Genomic DNA, 16,039 nt, shown 5'->3' on the forward strand with positions numbered 1-16,039 from the left:
GATGAAAAAAGTTAAAACCATCGATAGGCAAACAAATGGGAAATCACACTATCGCTCTGCGGGCTCGCCAACTACGTGGTCATCTTTCCTCTTTGGGCGAACCTTATGGGAAATCGCTATTGGGGGCGCCGCTACTCTATTTTCCGTCCGAATTGCCGCAGCAGAACAGCGGGCTGGTTATCGCCGGCACGCACGGCGATGAAACCGCATCCATAGCGACGCTCTCTTGTGCGTTGCGGAGCCTGTTGCCGGGACAGCGAAGGCACCATGTGGTTCTTGCCGTTAATCCCGATGGCTGCCAGTTAGGCGTGCGGTCAAATGCCAACGGCGTCGATCTTAATCGCAACTTTCCCGCCGAGAACTGGCAACCGGGTAATACCATATACCGTTGGAACAGCTATGCCGACGAGCGGGACGTGACGCTATCCACCGGGGCGGCCCCGGCCTCGGAACCGGAAACCAAGGCGCTGTGCGAATTGATTGAGAAACTTAATCCCGCCTGGGTTGTCTCTTTTCATGAGCCGCTCGCCTGTATTGACGATCCGCACCGTTCGGCATTGGGGCGGTGGCTGGCGCGACAATTTGATTTATCGTTAGTAACCGGAGTGGGTTACGATACCCCTGGCTCTTTTGGCAGTTGGTGCGCCAACCGAATGCTGCCGTGCGTTACCGCGGAACTGCCGCCGATATCGGTAGATGCCGCCAGTGAACGTTACCTCAGCGCGATGAACGCATTGTTATGTCATAATTTTGATACCAATGTTGCCGATAGTGCCCTAAACTGAGCAGCATGTTAATAACCTGTAAGTAATTAGAGGATGCATACATGTCACAGAACGTACATTTTCAAGGCAATCCAGTGCCATTGGCAGGCACTTTCCCCGCAAAAGGCGATAAGGCCAAGGCCTTTACGTTGGTTGCCAAAGATCTGTCGGACGTCGCTCTCAGCAGCTATGCTGGCAAACGTAAAATCCTGAATATCTTCCCTAGCATCGATACCGGCGTGTGCGCCGCATCCGTGCGCAAATTCAACCAGTTGGCGTCAGAACTGGATAACACGGTGGTTCTGTGTATTTCTGCCGACCTGCCGTTCGCGCAAGCCCGTTTTTGCGGGGCGGAAGGATTGAACAATGTGGTCGTGCTTTCCACCCTGCGCGGCGCCGAGTTCAAAGAAAACTATGGCGTCGCCATTGCTGACGGCGCCCTGAAAGGGTTAACGGCGCGAGCTGTTGTTATCCTGGATGAGAGTGATAATGTCGTGTACAGCGAGTTGGTGAACGAAATCACCACCGAACCGGATTATGATAAAGCGCTGGCTGCATTGAAGTAATCGCCTAAGTCAAAAGCAAAATCCGAAAAGACGCCGTTAATCGTTTTTTCGGCAAAAGTCCGCGAACCTATTGGCTAGCGGATTTTTTTTGGCTTCATTACCCTGCACATTTCTTGATTAAATTTACTTAACGCTATACGGGAGGTAGAAATAAAATGAATCGTCATGGATGGATATAATATAATTCGGGTATTCATCGAAAACTTATAACCTGTTACGCTCGCCATGAAAAATTCGATACGCTTGTATCATCATTAAAATAAACAACTCAGATAATCATCTGAGTTATAAAAATAATTTTATTTGTGTTTACTCGTAAGTTTTCGCAGCCATTAATATGTCAGAAAAAACACTCCAATTGATATTTTCAGGTAATGCTTTTCCACAATTTTCATAATAGCCCTCCATATCTTCAACCCAGGCGGCGATTGCTTCAAGGTAATCCGACAGATTGTGGTTTTCCCATCCATCAGCGTTCTCTTTGATATCACGGGCCAACCAAGATACCCGTTGTATAAATTCATTTTTAGTTTTAACCGGATGCAAATCATTCAAACGCTTATTCTCTATCGTCACCTTGATGCCCTCCTCTATTCAGGTTCCATTGCCTATTTTTAATGTACTCATTATATGATTTTTGTATTTTTTCTTCCATATGGCTTTACGCTAATCAGCCTTCAATATCGGTTGTACATTCATTATGGCTAGCGCGGCCTGATATGGACGACGTCAAATAATGGCGATCGCATGCTGGCATATATGTCGGACGAAGAGCAGGATAAAGATCGGTTGGGCGAACTGCCCAAGCTTGAGTTTCCGGTCTGAACGGAGAAATTGTTTTATTGATGGAGGCCAGAGTATGTTTTCCTTAACAACGCCACGGTTGCTCATCCGCCCTTGCAATACCGATGATGTTTCACAACTTGTGGACGCGGTACAGGAATCCGTGGAAACCGTAGGCCGTTGGTTGTCCTGGTGCAATGCCGAATATGGCGCAGCCCAAAGCACACAATGGGTTATGCAGTGCAAACATCATATCCAGGCTGGCGTTGCCTTTGACTTCGGCATATTTAATAAGACATCAGGCAAGCTGCTCGGCGCTATCGGCATCAATAATATCCAGCCGATGTATCAGATGGGCAATATCGGCTACTGGGTGCGCCAATCCGCGCAGAGACAAGGGATCGCGCTGGAAGCGGTAGAAACCATCATCCCCTTTGGCTTCAGACAACTGGGGCTAACCCGGTTGGAAATTGTAGCGGGAGAACATAACTACCCCAGCCGCCGCATTGCAGAGAATGCCGGCGCACGCTTTGAAGGCATCGCCAGGAACCGATTGATTGTCGGCAACCGCCTGATAGATGCCGCGATGTATTCGTTGATCCCGGCGGATATTCTGGGTAATGAAAAAGTCACACTGTAACTTAATCAACGATTGCGAATATCCATACCTCCGTCCGTAAAGGCCAAGCGCGCTACCTGCCCTGCGCCATGCGCGGTCAGACCGTTATGGCTCGTCCTCTTCGCCTGCGCCTTTGCGGCCGCTGAGACCATATTCCCGCAGTTTGTTGGCGATCGCCGTGTGCGATACCCCCAGGCGTTTCGCCAGCTTACGGGTGCTGGGATAGGTCTGATATAACCGGGTTAACACCGAGCGTTCAAAACGTTTGCTGATATCATCCAGCGACCCTTCCAACAGTTCTTCACTTTGCGGAATTTCAACCGAAAACGCCGGCAGTTCAATGTCCTGCATGCTTAGTTCATTGCCTTCCAACTGCGTCAGCGCGCGATAAATCGCATTTTTCAACTGGCGTATATTCCCCGGCCAGCCATACTGCGGCAGAAACTGGCGCAGATCGGCGGCCAGCTTCGGCCGCGGAATCCCTTGTTCATCGGCAAAGCGCGCCACGAACAGCTCCGTCAGCGGCATGATATCCGCCGGGCGATCGCGCAGAGGGGGTAATGTCAGCGTCAGAACATTAAGCCGGTAGTAGAGATCTTCACGAAATTCGCCGCGTTGCACCATTTCCAACAGGTTTTTCTTCGTTGCGCAGATAACCCGAACATCCACATGAACTTCGTGATCCTCGCCCACTCGGCGAAACGTTCCGTCATTGATAAAACGCAGCAGTTTGATCTGCATCTGCGCCGACATCTCGCCGACTTCATCCAGCAGCACCGAACCGCCGTTAGCCTGCTCGAAAAAGCCTTTTTTGCCTTCCAATGCGTTCGGATAGGCTCCCGGCGCATGGCCATAAAGCTCGCTTTCCATCACCTCATCGGGCAACGCCGCGCAGTTCAACGCCAGAAACGGCTTTTTCCCGCGCGGACCGTGTAAATGACAGGCGCGGGCCAGCATATCCTTACCGGTTCCGGTATCGCCGACGATCAGCAGCGGCGCATCCAGCATCGCCAGCTTACGCGCCTGTTCAACCACCTGACGCATTTTGGGGCTGACCGCCACAATATGTTCAAACGCGCCGTCATCATTAACCGACAGATCCTGCAATTGCCTTCCCATCCGTACGGCGGATTTCAGCATCACCAGCGCTCCCGCCGTTGATTTTTTACCGCCATCGTCTTCCTGGTGAATCGGGGTGATGTCCAGTAGAAAATCCTGGCCACGCACCACGACGCGCTGCGTTACCGAGGGACTTCCTTGCTCCAGCCACTCCGTGAAATGGTATCCGGCGATCAACGTTGAGATGAGCGTATTGCGAAGTTTCTCCACGCTGGCGCCAAACAGGCTGGCGGCCGCGGGATTGGACAGCTCAATTCTGCCTTTCATATCCAGCGAAAATACCGGCTCAGGCATGGAGTTGAGCAGCGCGTTTAACGCCCGGTGTTCACGTTCGGAAGGCATAAAGGCAACGGTTCGGACATCGCTAACGCTTTCAATACGACGGATTTCCGCCATCAAGGTCCGGAAATCATCAAAATCCAGCGTAGCGAAATTAAGATAAATACGACCGGCCGGATCGATCTCGATGCCGCGCAAATCAATATTGCGCGACGCCAGAAGATCCAACAATTCATGGGCCAAACCAATACGGTCTTCACAAAAAACTTCCAGACGCATCAATGACTACCTTCTTCATACGCGACAGGCCAATAATTACCGATAATACCCTTTCACTCCCATCGGATGAAGTAACGTGTCAGGAAAAGTTGACAGTCGCAGCGTCTCCTGCCACAAATTTCGCCATAATTCGCGCAATGCGCATATGCCAGCCCTGCGCCGCGCTTCATAACTGCCGACGAAAACGAACTACCAGTACAGATGCCGCGACATGGTCATGCGAACCCGCCACCGGGCAAGCAAGGCGCTATTTTGCCTTTTGCAGCGTCGCCTTCACCTGACCAATCAGCTCGCGGCGGAAATCCCCCAGACGCGGCTTGTCATCCAGCCAGGGCAGCGGACGGCACAATTCCATGGCTTTTATGCCCAGGCGAGCCGTCAACAAGCCGGCGCCGATCCCCTGCGCGGCGCGCGCCGACAGTCTAGCCGCCAGATCCTGCGACATCCAGTCCATGCCGATCTCCCGCACCAGTTCGGATGCCCCGGCGAAAGCGATATTCAGCAGCACCAGACGGAAAAGGCGGATACGGCTGAAATAGCCGAGTTCGATGCCATACAGCGCCGCAATGCGATTGATCAGCCGCAGATTTCGCCAGGCGATAAAAGCCATATCCACCAATGCCAGCGGGCTAACCGCGATCATTAGGGTCGATTCCGCCGCGGAACGGCTGATCTCCTGGCGCGCCTGACGATCTAATACCGGCTGCACCAGCCGGGCATACAGTTCGATGACTTCACGATCGTTATGCGTTTCATGCAACGAAGCCTGCCAGCGCTGCAACGCCGGGTGCCCGTTGTCCAGTCCGGCCTGCCGGGCCAGTTTTTCACAGAATTCACGCCCGCGCCCAATGCCGTGGCTATGCAGTAAATCGCGGGCGATATCGCGCTCTTCCGCCCGCTGGCGCAACCGGTACAGCCGCCGCCATTCAACGGCGACCGATCCCACGCCGGCGACGACAATCAAGCCGCCCGCCGCTATACCGCCCAACGCGATCCAATCCTGCTGAACCCATGAATTATGCAGTGATTGCACGCCCTGCGCGATGGCGCTAACGCCAAACAGCGTCAAACCGGCCATCACTAAGCGCCGCCACAGACTGCGTTTAGGGCGCAAGGCGGCGCTGACGGCCTCTTCGGCGGCCCCCTCTTCCGGCACTTCCTGCTCGCGGGAGACGGGCGCGAAGTGTTGCGCATCCTGCTCGTCAAACTCAACGCTGCCACGCAACTGCGGCTGAGGTTCCTCTGGCGAGGCCTGATCGAATGTCATGCGCGGTTTCAGTGGTTCGTTCATCGCAATTTATCTCCCAATAAAAACTCCATTACCGTATCCAGCCGGATATGGGGCAACGGCGCGTCCACCGTCATTTCACGAGGACGAAACTGATCAAAATGGAATCCCTGCTCTTGCCAGAACGCGGCGCCGGGCAACCGGGCGGGGACTTCCCCCGGATAGACGGTCAAAGGTTGACCGTCGCTCAGGCGATTCCCCTTTAACGCCGGTATTTTCTGCCCCTGGTGTTCAACCACGCCGCTTTGCGTCGACTGGACTGATGCAATCCCGGCGCAGTCCATGCTGATGCCTTCAAAAGCGGCATTCTGCCAGGCTTCCTGCACCAGTTGCTGCAGCAACGACACCAGATTCGCATGTTGATCGGCGGTAATGTGATCCGATTTGCTGGCGGCGAACATCAGTTTATCGATACAGGGCGAGAACAGCCGCCGGAACAGCGTGCGCTTGCCGTAATGAAAACTTTGCATCAATTGGGTTAACGCCAGCCGCATATCGTTGAAAGCGTGCAGGCCGCTGTTCAGCGGCTGCAGGCAATCCACCAACACAATCTGACGATCAAAACGGACAAAATGATGCTTATAAAACCCTTTCACTACCGATTGGCAGTAATAATCAAACCGCTGTCTCAACATGCCGATATTGGTTTTGGCGTCCGCCTGCGCCAGTTTGGCCTCTCCTAATTCGTCCACCTGCGGCCACGGGAAAAATTGCAGCACCGGCGCGCCGGCCAGATCGCCCGGCAGCACAAACCGTCCGGGCTGGATGAAATGCAATCCTTGCTGCTTGCAGCGGAGCAGATAGTCGGTGTAGGCCTGTGCAATCGCCGCCAGGTGATTTTCGTCCGCCGGCGCCAGCGGATCGAGCGATTCGCACAATTTCAGCCACGGCTTGGCCCACTCCAGGCGCTCGCCCTGTAGCAGCCCCGCCATCTGGCGCGACCAGCTCAGGTAGGTCTGTTCAAGCAACGGCAAATCCAGCAGCCATTCGCCGGGATAGTCCACGATCTCCAAATACAGCGTGGAAGTATCTTTAAAATGCCGCAGCAGGGAATCATTGGAGCGGTAACGCAGAGCCAGCCGGATTTCGCTCACGCCGCGCGTCGGCGTCGGCCAACTGGGCGGCGTACCATACAACGCCGCCATGCCTTCATCATAAGCAAAACGGGGAATGCCGAGATCGCGCTGCGGCACGCGTTTCGCTCCCAGCAATCTCCCCTCGCGCACCGCGGAAAACAGCGGCAGATGAGCGCCGCTGTGTACATTCAGCAACTGATTGACAAACGCCGTAATAAAGGCGGTTTTCCCGCTGCGGCTCAATCCGGTAACGGCCAATCGCAGATGGCGATCCACGCTGCGGTTAACCAGTGAATTAATCTCATTCTGTAATCGCTTCATTGGATAAACCATGACTCCTTAGATATTCCGATGCTTCGGCGGCAATGGCGCGAAATAGCCGACAATCAAGATGAGAATCGCCACGCCAATAAAGGCTACCGCCCGCGCCAGTCCGCCGCCGCCGGCGCTGTCCACCAGAAACAGTTTGATGATGGTCGCGCCCAGCAATAACGCCCCGCTTAACCACCCAACCCGCTGTTGTCGCCGAGTTGACCACACCATGCCGATCAGCGCGGAAAGCGACCATAAAAGCGCGAAGGTGGTTTGCACCAGACGGGAATGCCACAGCGCGTCGCCCGACCACGGGATCTGCGCATACCAGGCCAGCGACCTAAGCAGCAGGCCGTTCAGCAACCAGAAACTTAATAACCACAATCCGAACCGGCACTGCCCGCTTAATGCGCCATTCGGCGCCAGCTCCGGCCGCGTGCGACGATACCATAAGGTCAGCGCCGCCATACCCAATACCATGCCGGCTTCCAACGGATTAAACAGCGGGATATAGAATACGCTTCCTTCATGCCAGGCTATCTGGCCGTCCATCAGGTTAGCCGACGCCAGCAGAGTAAACAGGGCGGCGATCGGCGGCACCAGTCCCGTTCGGTTATACAGCGATCCCCAGGCCGTCAACGGCCACAGCCGATGACGCGCCGGCAACGCCAAAGCAATGATGATTATCGACAGCAGCGCAAACGTCAGCGCCGCGTCCCCTTCCTCCGCCGACGGCGGAATTAACGGATACAGATATTGCGATGCCAGCAAAAATAGAAAAACGATCAGCATCCAGAACAGCGAAAGATGGAATCCTTGCGTCAGCCGTAATGGCAGCGATGCTTCGTTGCGATGCAGCAAACCGTAGGCGACGGCGAAGCTCGCCAGCCAGCATCCCAACGCAACGCATTGTTCAGCGGCATTCAGCAACGGAAGCTGGCGGGAATCAGCGTGTTCTAACAACGCCAGCAGCATAGCGCCCCACAGTAACCAACTGCTGTGACGCAGCGCGGCCCAGTTGAGACGTTTCCCCGCGCTCTGCCAGATCAGCGCGGATGCGGCGACGGCCAGCAGCGCCAAAGGCGTATATAACAGCGCATGCGTATTCCAGGAGGATATAAATTCGCTGCGGCGCCAGAAATCTCCGATATAGGCATCCAGAGCAGAATCGACCGCATAAAGCAACCAGCCAAGCCAACCAGCAATGCCCAGGATAAAGAACCCCCGGCTTAGTCCTCTCCAATGCGTTTCCACCTGGCGATAGCGCTGCCAGCACAGGCTGGCGTACAACGCGCTCATCGCCAGGATGCCGAAGATAAACAGGAATGAGGTTGTCGACAGCGTCTCGAAAAACAGCGCATACCCGGCGGACAGCACGCCCAACAGCATAATGGCCGCCCCGCTCCGGCCCATGCCGCGTTGCTGTTGGTATAACCCCGCCCACAATACGCACAACCCTTCCAACAGCCAGGTCATTGAGGTCCACTCGGCGGAAAAAGCCAATGGCACGGCCAACGTCAGGAAACAACCGCCCAACGCGAACGAAAACAGTCCCAGCCGCGGCGTTCCGGTTCGGGTCTGCGTTCCCAGCAACAGGTAAAAGAGTCCGTAACCCAGCGCTGATAACGCCGGGCCGTATAGCCATTGCTGCACGATCAGATACTGTATGCCAAAGCCGATTAACGGCGGAGCAAACAGCAAAATGCCGTCGACAATCTGTTTGCCGGCCTGCTGATGCCGCAGGGAAAACCACAGAGCGCCCACGCCGAATATCAGAATATTGCTAATCAGGAATAGCTGGCTGCTAAGGTAGTAGTCCGGCTGATAATGATCCGTCCCCCAGAGAATCGCCACGCCGAAAGTAAAAATCAGCCCCAGCAGATTAAGTTCCCGCCACGATTGCCGCGCGCTGATAGCCAGAATGCCCAGCGACAGCAGTAAATAATAGGAAAACAGCACCACATGATTGCCACCGCCGTCCGACAGCAATACCGGCGCCAGATAACCGCCGGTACTGGCTAGCATCGCCAGACTCAATGAACGCTGTAGCACGGCCAGGCCGACGCTGGCGGCGCAAATCGCCAAAAGCAGCGCAAACGCCAGCGTATGGGGCAGCAGCAGATAAAGCCGAAACGCGCCGAATACCGTGATATACAAGGCTCCGACCGCGCCTCCTTGTAAAATCAGCGCATACAGCCGTTGCTTATGCCGGAGATACCAGCCAAACGACAGCAATCCGCCGCTGATCAATGCCGCTATCCCCAAGCGCCATTCGATCGCCAGCATATCGCGCTCAATGGTGTACTTCATCAGATATGCCAGACCGAAAAACAACAGCAAAATACCGATTTTGGCCAGCGGATTTCCCCGCAGCAGCCAACCGGCCAATGAAGAAAACAGGCCGGAATGCGATGGGGACGATGCGGTTTGTTCATTATCCGCGCTTGCGGAAGCCGAAGCGGCGGCGGACGGCGTCATACCGCGGTCCGCGATCGTGATGGAGCCGGCCGCTTTCGCCGGCGCATGATAGGTCCGCGCCGCGGCTGCGGGCGCTGCGCGCTCTGCCTCCGGAGCATCGTCCTCATTCTTCAATGAGGAAGGTTGCCGGCTCAATTGCGTAACCTGCGCCGAAACGCGCGCCAGCTCGGACTGTAGCTGTGCGACGGTTTGCCCAAGTCTTTCGGTTTGTCGTTGATTATGCGCGCTGCGCCGATACGCGCTCAGCACTACGATTGGCATCAAGATGACGTAGATCAGCAAAATAACAAAGCCGACTACAAACCATGAATCATCCATGAAGCACCTTATTATTTAGTTAAGACGGATGATGCGTTTGTACACGAATTTAGGATAACTCACAAACCTGACGCCATTGCCGTCCGGTGCGGGAAAACTCAGGCTCGACGCGGTATTATCGGCTAAAACTCGGAGAGTTCGGCGGGCGGATAATACCGGCGTCTTAAGCAAAGCATAGTCGCAGTTCAAGATTTCCGGTTGAGGATTTAAAGCCGGCGGAAGCGGTTCTCTACGCCAAAAGTATCGGAGGTCACGTAGCGTTCGATATTCCGCAGGCGTTGTTCGCTGGCACTCAGGACGGTGTCCGCCTCGTTCAATAGCTGGCTTGGCGTGCGGGACGACGCTTCATCGCGGAAACTGTCCGCCGGCGCGGGATCCAGCATAAAAGTCAGGATGATATAAGCCACGATGGTAAAGAAGAACAAGCCGAAAAACATCGACAGCACCACAATCACGCGCAGCAATTTTACCGGAACGTCAAAGTAGCGGGCCAGCCCCGCGCAGACGCCTTTCAGCATCCCCTCTTCCGGTATGCGGTATAAGGTTTTACCTGACCATGTATTTTTCATTAAGATTTTCTCCAGTCCGGATGCTCCGCGTCCAGAATTTCTTCAAGCGCCTGAATACGTTCACGCATACGGCGGGCATCTTCTGTCAGCCTCGTTAAACGCTGCATGTCGCTTTGTCCCAGTTGAGCATTGTTTTGCTTACGTTGGCTGTAATGCAGCCAAAGCCATATCGGCGCCACAAAAATCAGAAAAATGGTCAGCGGTATGGCAAGAAACAAAGCACTCATCGTATCTCCTTAATTATTATGTTCTCCGGTCATATTCCCTGCTCTTTCAACGCCGGGCTAAATAACGCCCCGCGTTGAAGGCGGCTGGGTATGCATGGCCGCCGCCGCCGTTGACGGCAGCCAGACCGGTTATTCTGCAGGTTTAACTTTAGCCTTAAGCGCCGCCAATTGCGCACTGATTTCATCATCGGCCTTCAGTTCGGCAAATTGCTGATCCAGCGACTTTTGTTTGCCCAGCCCGATGCTTTCCGCCTCGGCCTCCATGGTATCGATGCGCCGTTCAAACTGTTCAAAACGCGCCATTGCTTCATCCAGCTTCCCGCTATCCAACTGGCGGCGCACATCGCGCGACGAGGATGCAGCCTGATGACGCAGCGTCAACGCCTGCTGGCGGGCGCGGGTTTCGCTCAGTTTATTCTCCAACTCGCCGATTTCGCGTTTCATTCGTTCCAGCGTTTCTTCCACGCTTTCCGCTTCATGCTGTAATACCGCGATCAGATCCGTCAGTTTCTGTTTTTCAATCAGCGCGGCGCGGGCCAGATCGTCTTTATCTTTACGCAGCGCCAGCTCGGCTTTTTCCTGCCATTGCGCCTGTTGCGTATGAGCCTGTTCAATGCGGCGGGCGATTTGTTTCTTTTCTGCCAGCGCGCGTGCCGATGTGGAGCGAACCTCAACCAGCGTATCTTCCATTTCCTGAATCATTAGCCGCACCAGCTTTTGCGGATCCTCGGCTTTATCCAGCAGCGAATTAATATTGGCATTCACGATGTCGGCAAAACGAGAAAAAATACCCATAATCCAATCCTCTTAATGATTTCCAGCGTGCGATTACGCCTGATTTATGATCATCACCGGCCAATTACTGATGGTGATATGCTTAGCTTGTATCAAGAAGCGTGCCAATATTCATTTATTCATAACCTATTGAAAAATATAGGGTGAAAAGTTTTGACTATTTTTCAATACCAGATAGATTAGTCAAATAAACCAACTATTAGTAAAAATCGCACGGTGAATGCTGATGGCACATGAAAAAGAAAATCTACTGGGTGAAGCAAACAGTTTTCTTGAAGTGCTGGAGCAGGTTTCACAATTGGCGCAGCTCAATAAACCGGTATTGGTCATTGGCGAACGCGGCACCGGTAAAGAGCTGATCGCCAGCCGTCTCCACTATCTCTCCCCCCGTTGGCAAGGCCCGTTTGTTTCCCTGAACTGCGCCGCGCTGAATGAAAACTTACTGGATTCGGAACTGTTTGGTCATGAAGCCGGGGCGTTTACCGGGGCGCAGAAGCGCCATCTAGGGCGCTTTGAACGGGCGGACGGCGGTACGCTGTTTCTCGACGAACTGGCCACCGCGCCCATGCTGGTGCAGGAAAAGCTACTGCGCGTCATTGAATATGGCGTACTGGAGCGCGTCGGCGGCGGCCAATCGCTACAGGTGGATGTGCGCCTGGTGTGCGCCACCAATGATGATTTGCCCGCCCTGGCGGCCAGCGGGAAATTCCGCGCCGATCTATTAGATCGGTTGGCGTTTGATGTCGTTCAACTGCCGCCGCTGCGCGAACGTCAGCAGGACATCATGCTGCTGGCGGAGCATTTCGCCATTCAGATGTGCCGCGAATTACACCTTCCCTTGTTCCCCGGCTTTACTCCGCATGCGCGCGACATGCTGCTCGCCTATCCCTGGCCGGGGAATATTCGTGAATTAAAAAATGTGGTTGAACGTTCGGTTTACCGGCACGGCAGCAGCGATCTGCCGCTGGATAGCATTATTATCAATCCATTCCGCAAAAAAGCGTCCCCCGCAGCGGACAGCGCGGAACCAACGCCGGCAGACGGGATCCCTGCTTTCCCGTTGGATATGAAGCAGTGGCAGCGCGCCCAGGAGCAGACGCTGCTGGAACAGGCGCTGACAAGGGCGCGCTTCAATCAGCGCAAGGCTGCGGAATTACTGGGGTTAACGTATCATCAACTGCGCGGCCTGCTGAAAAAGCATGGCATTAGCGTTAATGAATGAAGTGTTAATAAGGGCATCCAGGATTTACCCTGATATTTAACCTTTCTTTTGCACAAGATAACCGAATGGAAGCGCAGCTACAAAAGGCGACATTTGCCATTTATCATTACGGTCGGCTCTGGCCGTGCGTTCCCGGCTGATTATGTAATTCGGTTATGTGAAGTTGTATACAACCTGCACAATAATGGTTTTCTCGCCATTCAAAGTATCAACATAAACGGACTCTTGAGGGTCACTACTGCGCCAACACACTGACTCAAAGTCGCATTTATCCTGCTTGTATCCTATGGACGTCAGATAATCTTCAATTTTATTGGTTTTCTTCGTACCATAAAATTTAACGGCGTACACATGCGCGGCAGGCCCGGCAATATTGGCAAAATCAAACGAATAGCGGGTGGAAATTCTCGGCATTTTCTTCAGTATATCAGGGGTATAAAAATCATATTCCCGTTTATCCCGCTCGGTATAATGGGCGCTCCCGGCAAACTCCATTTTAACGTAGGGCCAGATACAGGCGAGCGCAATGACAACAATAATAATTATACCACTGAGTATCTTAAGTGACTTACGCATAGGGTAATGGCGACCATCGATAATGTCGTTTCTTTTACTCATCCTTAATCTATTTCCTTTTTAATTTATATAAAATTAACGATTTTGTTCCCATAGATATTTTACATCTCTGGTTCGCGCCTCTGGTGTATGCCTTTAACGAAAGCGCTTGCTGTTCGTTTGAAACATCTGCCTGATGTAGGTAATCAATGGCGAAAAATCGGCGTTATTAACGGTAACGCTTTCCTGTAATACCATTGATATTCCTTTATTTTTTCTACGCTGGCCTTGATAATATTCATTTGTATTTAAGATGTAAACGACAGTATTTGGTAAGGCGGTAGTATTACGCGGCCTGCTGAAAAAGCATGGCATTAGCGTTAATGAATGAACTGTAGGCAATCAGCGCCTAACTAAATCGAGAAAGCAAATTATGCAGTCCATATCAACCGAACGATTAATTCTGCGCCAATGGCGACCGGAAGATCGCGACGCTTTCGCCGCAATTTGCGCCGATCCGCAGTCGATGGAATTTCTTATGCCGCTACCCACGGCGGAAAACAGCAACGGATGGATCGATCGGCAAATTGCCCATCAGGCCTCTCATGGTTTTTGCTTTTGGGCGGTGGAAAATAAAATTTCCGGGGAATTTATCGGCGCGGTCGGTCTGGTCCGGGTCGGCTATGACGCGCACTTCACGCCCGCCGTCGAGATTGGCTGGCGCATCGCCCGCCAATGCTGGGGAAAAGGGTATGCGCCGGAAGCCGCGCGCGCCGCGCTGGCGTTCGGTTTTAACGCATTGAAGCTGGATGAAATCGTCGCCACTACCGTCGCCGCCAACGTCAAATCACGCCGCGTTATGAGTAAGCTAGGCATGACGCATAATCCCGCCGACGATTTCGACTACCCGCGCGTCCCGGCGGGACACCCGCTCAAATCAGTAATGTTATATCGGCTATCGCTCCAGCGCTGGATGAACGGTCAAAACAGCTAACACATTGAGTGAAACAGATTCCCGCCGGCGCGGGAATGACGGTTTTGCCAGCAAAGATGAATAACCCTCTCCTCGCATCCTCTTGCCGGGGAGAAGGTTCAACCAACTAAAAACTCCGGTTTCTCCTGCCGCCGTTAAGGCTCAGTTCCCCATATGAGCGAACCTTTATGATAGACGGTCATCTTATCCCAGTCGGTAAAAGTGGCGACGTCGCCCTTATAGGAATAATCATTGCTTTCGTCATAGTTGCTCCAGTCCGCCGGATGAACGCGCGCCTGCACCTCGCCGCTTTTTCCGCCGGGCGGAATTTCTCCGGCTTCACGGCTAAACGATATCTCGACATAGCAATTTGCCTGAGCATTGCCGCCGGGGTGCGCTTCAGTGGCGGCAATCACGTTACCGGCGCCCACATCGGCCCAATCGATGTAGACCCGGTCGGATGATTTACCGTCATCGTTAAAATAGTAACGAACTTTCAGATCGCTCAGATTAATCGCGCTGCTGCCGGTATTTTGGATATTGAACGCCAGATGAATGGCATTATCGGAAGGCTCGCTGTTCTTATTAGAATATTGCAGAACCAGTTTTGTCGTCTGTTCCGCCGGCGCCTCGGTATCCGCTTCGCCGAGGATCTGCTTTCTGACGAATTTTCCCGACGCCGTCAGATCCGCATCCGTCCAGCCGCCGCTGGGGCTTGCCCCCGGCGCCAAAGCGGACGAAACTTCCGCCTTGTCCGACAGCGACCAGTTAACCCAACTGATGCCGCGTGCATTGAGGAAATCCAGCCAAATCCGGGATTCCGCCAGGAAAGGCCCGCCGTCGCCGGCCGCTTCGCTGGTTCCCCATTCACTGACGAAAATGGGTATGCCCCGACGCTGAGCATCATCAAGCCGCTCGCGTAAAGACAACTTATGCGTGCCGGCGTAAAAGTGTAATACATACATGGTATTCGCGTCCGGCAGCGGATTATCGGCCGCATCCTGAACATCCTGGCTCCACCGTCCCGTACCGACCAGAATAATGTTATCGGGATCTTTCGCCCGGATCGTCCGCGTCAACTCCAACGCGTAAGGCCGGATTTGCTTATTCCAGGTCACATTGCCGTTTGGTTCATTGGCAATTTCATAAATCACATTCGGCGAATCGCCATACCGCTCGGCCATTTCATTAAAAAATGTTTTCGCCTCTGTTTTATGCTTATTGGGATCACCATCCGACAAAATATGCCAGTCAATAATAATATAGAGGCCGAGACTCTGCGCCGCATCCACCGCTTCCCTGACCTTGTCGGCCACCGATTTATCGGCGATATATCCATCTTCTTCCGTATACATCGCCAGCCGGAATACCGAGATCCCCCAGTCATCCCGCAGCCATTTCATCGCATCTTTATTGACGTATTGGCCGTACCATTGCAGACCGTGTGAACTCATGCCCCGCAGCTGTACCGAGTTGCCGTGCGCATCAACCAGCCGCCCGCCGGCGATGGATAACTGTCCGTGCGCCTGCACCGGCGTTTTCGCATACGCCGGCAATACTGGGGAAAAACCGCACAATAACGCGACCGATATCATCATCAGCCCCCGGCCAGCCGTTTTTTTCAGGTCTCCCATCCTCATATTTTCTGCTCCTTCGTGGCCATGTCATCAAATATTAAGTATGTAAATCAGCTAAATAGTTCAATGAAGCATGGTTTATCGGGCAAAAAGCCTCCGTCTTGACGAATGTTATCCGCCGGAAACGTCATATTCGAAGATGAGAAATGAAGGCGAAACGGCATCAGGGAGAACGCAGGA

General features: G+C 53.6%; 15 protein-coding genes. 5 read left to right on the forward strand and 10 right to left on the reverse strand.

Annotated elements, in window-relative coordinates:
* Positions 1–35 precede the first annotated feature (35 nt).
* Complete coding sequence (gene mpaA / locus HC231_RS11715) at positions 36–785, forward strand: murein tripeptide amidase MpaA (RefSeq protein ID WP_208231121.1); 750 nt, start codon at positions 36–38, stop codon at positions 783–785.
* 41 nt (positions 786–826) lie between these two features.
* Positions 827–1,330, forward strand: coding sequence for a thiol peroxidase (tpx, locus tag HC231_RS11720; protein WP_208231122.1), 504 nt, complete (start codon positions 827–829; stop codon positions 1,328–1,330).
* Positions 1,331–1,639: 309 nt separating this feature from the next.
* Here tpx and HC231_RS11725 read toward each other — a convergent pair whose 3' ends face one another.
* Positions 1,640–1,906: a DUF7660 family protein gene (locus HC231_RS11725; RefSeq protein WP_208231123.1), complete on the reverse strand. Its 267-nt coding sequence runs from the start codon at positions 1,904–1,906 to the stop codon at positions 1,640–1,642.
* A gap of 283 nt (positions 1,907–2,189) precedes the next feature.
* Here HC231_RS11725 and HC231_RS11730 point away from each other — a divergent pair, with 283 nt between their 5' ends.
* Entirely contained in the window at positions 2,190–2,753 is a 564-nt protein-coding gene (locus HC231_RS11730) for a GNAT family N-acetyltransferase (RefSeq protein ID WP_208231124.1), read from the forward strand.
* An 84-nt stretch (positions 2,754–2,837) separates the two neighbouring features.
* On the opposite strand, the gene tyrR is transcribed toward HC231_RS11730, so the two are convergent.
* The 7 genes from tyrR to pspA form a co-directional block, all read right to left on the reverse strand.
* On the reverse strand, positions 2,838–4,409 hold the full coding sequence (tyrR, locus tag HC231_RS11735; protein ID WP_208231125.1) for a transcriptional regulator TyrR: 1,572 nt from the start codon (positions 4,407–4,409) through the stop codon (positions 2,838–2,840).
* 247 nt (positions 4,410–4,656) lie between these two features.
* Positions 4,657–5,700, reverse strand: coding sequence for a YcjF family protein (locus tag HC231_RS11740; RefSeq protein ID WP_208231126.1), 1,044 nt, complete (start codon positions 5,698–5,700; stop codon positions 4,657–4,659).
* Positions 5,697–7,094, reverse strand: a complete 1,398-nt coding sequence (locus HC231_RS11745) for a YcjX family GTP-binding protein (protein WP_208231127.1) — start codon at positions 7,092–7,094, stop codon at positions 5,697–5,699. Before HC231_RS11745 ends, HC231_RS11740 begins: the two co-directional genes overlap by 4 nt.
* An 18-nt stretch (positions 7,095–7,112) precedes the next feature.
* Positions 7,113–9,881: a DUF2339 domain-containing protein gene (locus tag HC231_RS11750; protein WP_208231128.1), complete on the reverse strand. Its 2,769-nt coding sequence runs from the start codon at positions 9,879–9,881 to the stop codon at positions 7,113–7,115.
* A 206-nt stretch (positions 9,882–10,087) separates the two neighbouring features.
* Positions 10,088–10,450, reverse strand: coding sequence for an envelope stress response membrane protein PspC (gene pspC / locus HC231_RS11755; RefSeq protein WP_208231129.1), 363 nt, complete (start codon positions 10,448–10,450; stop codon positions 10,088–10,090).
* The gene (gene pspB, locus HC231_RS11760) at positions 10,450–10,677 is read right to left on the reverse strand and encodes an envelope stress response membrane protein PspB (protein ID WP_208231130.1); all 228 of its coding nucleotides are present in this window, start codon (positions 10,675–10,677) and stop codon (positions 10,450–10,452) included. Before pspB ends, pspC begins: the two co-directional genes overlap by 1 nt.
* Positions 10,678–10,806: 129 nt before the next feature.
* Positions 10,807–11,472, reverse strand: coding sequence for a phage shock protein PspA (pspA, locus tag HC231_RS11765; RefSeq protein WP_208231131.1), 666 nt, complete (start codon positions 11,470–11,472; stop codon positions 10,807–10,809).
* Between the two features lie 226 nt (positions 11,473–11,698).
* On the opposite strand from pspA, the gene pspF reads away from it, so the two are divergent.
* The gene (pspF, locus tag HC231_RS11770) at positions 11,699–12,694 is read left to right on the forward strand and encodes a phage shock protein operon transcriptional activator (protein WP_208231132.1); all 996 of its coding nucleotides are present in this window, start codon (positions 11,699–11,701) and stop codon (positions 12,692–12,694) included.
* A 153-nt stretch (positions 12,695–12,847) separates the two neighbouring features.
* On the opposite strand, the gene HC231_RS11775 is transcribed toward pspF, so the two are convergent.
* A complete protein-coding gene (locus tag HC231_RS11775; protein ID WP_425490538.1) occupies positions 12,848–13,312 on the reverse strand; it encodes a hypothetical protein in 465 nt (154 codons plus the stop codon).
* Positions 13,313–13,682: 370 nt separating this feature from the next.
* Between HC231_RS11775 and HC231_RS11780 the strand changes: the two genes are divergently transcribed.
* Positions 13,683–14,243 (forward strand): GNAT family N-acetyltransferase, encoded by a 561-nt coding sequence (locus HC231_RS11780; RefSeq protein ID WP_208231133.1) that lies wholly within the window; start codon positions 13,683–13,685, stop codon positions 14,241–14,243.
* A gap of 134 nt (positions 14,244–14,377) precedes the next feature.
* Here HC231_RS11780 and HC231_RS11785 read toward each other — a convergent pair whose 3' ends face one another.
* Positions 14,378–15,856 carry a cellulase family glycosylhydrolase gene (locus tag HC231_RS11785; RefSeq protein ID WP_208231315.1) on the reverse strand — a complete coding sequence of 493 codons (1,479 nt, stop codon included), beginning with the start codon at positions 15,854–15,856 and terminating at the stop codon, positions 14,378–14,380.
* Between the last annotated feature and the right edge of the window lie 183 nt (positions 15,857–16,039).

This window comes from Brenneria izadpanahii (genome assembly GCF_017569925.1).
GTDB lineage: Bacteria > Pseudomonadota > Gammaproteobacteria > Enterobacterales > Enterobacteriaceae > Brenneria > Brenneria izadpanahii.

What these genes read in the sequence shown, in the direction of transcription:
- mpaA (WP_208231121.1), top strand. Translation starts at nt 36, where the DNA reads ATGGGAAATCACACTATCGCTCTGCGGGCTCGCCAACTACGTGGTCAT.
- tpx (WP_208231122.1), top strand. Translation starts at nt 827, where the DNA reads ATGTCACAGAACGTACATTTTCAAGGCAATCCAGTGCCATTGGCAGGC.
- HC231_RS11730 (WP_208231124.1), top strand. Translation starts at nt 2,190, where the DNA reads ATGTTTTCCTTAACAACGCCACGGTTGCTCATCCGCCCTTGCAATACC.
- tyrR (WP_208231125.1), bottom strand. Translation starts at nt 4,409, where the DNA reads ATGCGTCTGGAAGTTTTTTGTGAAGACCGTATTGGTTTGGCCCATGAA.
- HC231_RS11740 (WP_208231126.1), bottom strand. Translation starts at nt 5,700, where the DNA reads ATGAACGAACCACTGAAACCGCGCATGACATTCGATCAGGCCTCGCCA.
- HC231_RS11745 (WP_208231127.1), bottom strand. Translation starts at nt 7,094, where the DNA reads ATGAAGCGATTACAGAATGAGATTAATTCACTGGTTAACCGCAGCGTG.
- HC231_RS11750 (WP_208231128.1), bottom strand. Translation starts at nt 9,881, where the DNA reads ATGGATGATTCATGGTTTGTAGTCGGCTTTGTTATTTTGCTGATCTAC.
- pspC (WP_208231129.1), bottom strand. Translation starts at nt 10,450, where the DNA reads ATGAAAAATACATGGTCAGGTAAAACCTTATACCGCATACCGGAAGAG.
- pspB (WP_208231130.1), bottom strand. Translation starts at nt 10,677, where the DNA reads ATGAGTGCTTTGTTTCTTGCCATACCGCTGACCATTTTTCTGATTTTT.
- pspA (WP_208231131.1), bottom strand. Translation starts at nt 11,472, where the DNA reads ATGGGTATTTTTTCTCGTTTTGCCGACATCGTGAATGCCAATATTAAT.
- pspF (WP_208231132.1), top strand. Translation starts at nt 11,699, where the DNA reads ATGGCACATGAAAAAGAAAATCTACTGGGTGAAGCAAACAGTTTTCTT.
- HC231_RS11775 (WP_425490538.1), bottom strand. Translation starts at nt 13,312, where the DNA reads ATGAGTAAAAGAAACGACATTATCGATGGTCGCCATTACCCTATGCGT.
- HC231_RS11780 (WP_208231133.1), top strand. Translation starts at nt 13,683, where the DNA reads ATGCAGTCCATATCAACCGAACGATTAATTCTGCGCCAATGGCGACCG.
- HC231_RS11785 (WP_208231315.1), bottom strand. Translation starts at nt 15,856, where the DNA reads ATGGGAGACCTGAAAAAAACGGCTGGCCGGGGGCTGATGATGATATCG.